This window comes from Streptomyces marokkonensis, from assembly GCF_008312835.1.
GTDB lineage: Bacteria > Actinomycetota > Actinomycetes > Streptomycetales > Streptomycetaceae > Streptomyces > Streptomyces marokkonensis_A.
Genome location: NZ_VSKS01000055.1, coordinates 1 through 2,078, shown reverse-complemented (window position 1 = coordinate 2,078; position 2,078 = coordinate 1). Strand labels below are relative to the sequence as shown.

The following is a 2,078-nucleotide window of genomic DNA, read 5'->3' as shown; positions in this document are numbered from 1 at the left end:
GAGGGAGTCGAAGCCGAGTTGTTTGAAGGGTTGGTGGGGGTCGATGGTGTCGGGGTCGGGGTGGGCGAGGACGGCGGCGATGGTGGTGCGGACCAGGTTGAGCAGGTGATCGAGTCGTTCCTTTTCGCTGACTCCCGCCAAGCGGGCGTGGAGTGAGGCAGCGTCTCCCCTGGCCGTTCGATCGGCTGAACTGGTGCGCGCCGCCGGTGTCCGTACGAGACCGCGAAGCAGCGCGGGCAGCGTCCTGTTCCGCGACTGGGCGAGAAGGACGGGTGTGCTGACCCGAGCGAGCACCGGGGCGGGCTCGGATGTGATGAGGGCGGCGTCCAGCAGGACGAGCGCCTCCTCCGTCGCGAGCGGCGGGAAGCCCGACCGTGCGATCCGGGCGACATCGGCCTCCGTGAGGTGGCCGGTCATGCCGCTGTGCTCGGCCCACAGGCCCCACACAAGACTCGTCGCGGGCAGCCCGAGCGCCCGCCGGTGGTGGGCGAGGGCGTCCACATAGGCGTTGGCGGCCGCGTAGTTGGCCTGACCGGGGGCACCGAGCGTGCCGGAGAGGGAGGAGTAGAGGACGAAGGCGTCCAGATGGAGGTGGCGGGTGGCGTGGTGGAGGTTCCAGGCGGCATCGGCCTTCGGCCGCAGCACTGTTTCCAGCTGTTCGGCGGTGAGGGCGGTGATCGTGGCGTCCTCGATGGTCCCGGCCGTATGGATGACCGTCCGCAGTGGGTGCTCGGCGGGAACGCCGGCCACGAGTGTCTCGACTGCCACGGGGTCGGCCATGTCGCAGGAGACGATGTCGACGTGCGCACCCAAAGCCCGCAGATCATCGCCCAGTTCAGCGGCGCCTGCGGATCGGGGACCGGACCGGCTCGCGAGCAGGAGGCGGCGTACCCCGTGTTCGGTGACCAGGTGCCGGGCAGTCAGCGCGCCGAGGACACCGGTGCCGCCCGTGATGAGGACGGTACCGTCGGCTCCCGGCGGTACGGGAAAGGTCAGGACGACCTTGCCGATGTGCCGGGCCTGGCTGAGATGGTGCAGCGCCTCCCGGGCCTGGTTGGCCCCGAAGGTGCTCACGGGAGGCGGCAGCAGCACCCCCCTGTCGAACAACGGGGCCATTTCGTTGAGGAGTTGCCCGATCCGTTCGGGTGTGGACTGCGTCAGGTCATACACGCGGTAGTCGACGCCGGGATGGGACGCGGTGACCTCGCTCGCGTCGCGGATGTCGGTCTTGCCCATCTCGATGAACCGGCCGCCGTCGCCGAGCAGCCGCAGTGACGCGTCGATGGCCTCGTCGGCGAGGGAGTTGAGGACCACGTCGACACCGCGACCTCCGGTGCGCTCGCGGAACAGGGCCTCGAACTCCAAGGTGCGCGACGACGCGATGTGCTCGGCGTCGACACCGAGATCGTGGAGTGCGTGCCACTTGGACTCGCTCGCCGTTGCGTACACCTCGACGTCCCAGTGCCTGGCCAGGTGAAGTGCCGCGGTGCCGACGCCGCCGGTCGCCGTGTGCACGAGCATCGACTCTCCGGCAGCGACCTGGCCCTTGAGGGCTTCGTAGGCCGTCAGATAGGCGACCGGTGCGGCAGCGGCCTGCGCGAACGACCAGTCGTCGGGCATGCGTACCAGCAGGTCCCGTTCAGTGACCGCGACGGGGCCGATGCCCTGGGAGAACATGCCCATCACCCGGTCACCAGGCGCGAGGTCCTCGACACCCCGGCCCACCTCGGTCACGACGCCGGCGCCTTCGCCGATGACGCCTTCCTGGCCCGGCACCATGTTCAACGCCACCAGTACGTCACGGAAGTTGAGCCCGGCGGCCCGCACCGAGACCCGGACGGTACCGGCGGCGAGCGGGGCGGTGGCCTGCTCGTAGGGGACCATCTCGACGCCGTCGAACGTGCCCTTGCGGGTCAGATCGAACCGCCACGCGGAGGCGTCGGCGGGCGGGGTGAGTGGTGGGGTGGGGTGGCGGGTGAGTCGGGGGGTGTGGAGGTGGCCTTGGCGGATGGCGAGTTGGGGTTCGTGGTGGGTGTGGGCGTGGTGGAGGGCGTGGGGGAGGGCGGTGGGGGTGTCGG

At 70.3% G+C, this 2,078-nt stretch carries 1 protein-coding gene; it reads right to left on the bottom strand.

Going from position 1 to position 2,078, the window contains the following annotated elements:
• Positions 1–2,078 (bottom strand): type I polyketide synthase (locus tag F1615_RS35890; RefSeq protein WP_167533959.1); only part of this gene is annotated, 2,078 nt, incomplete at both ends.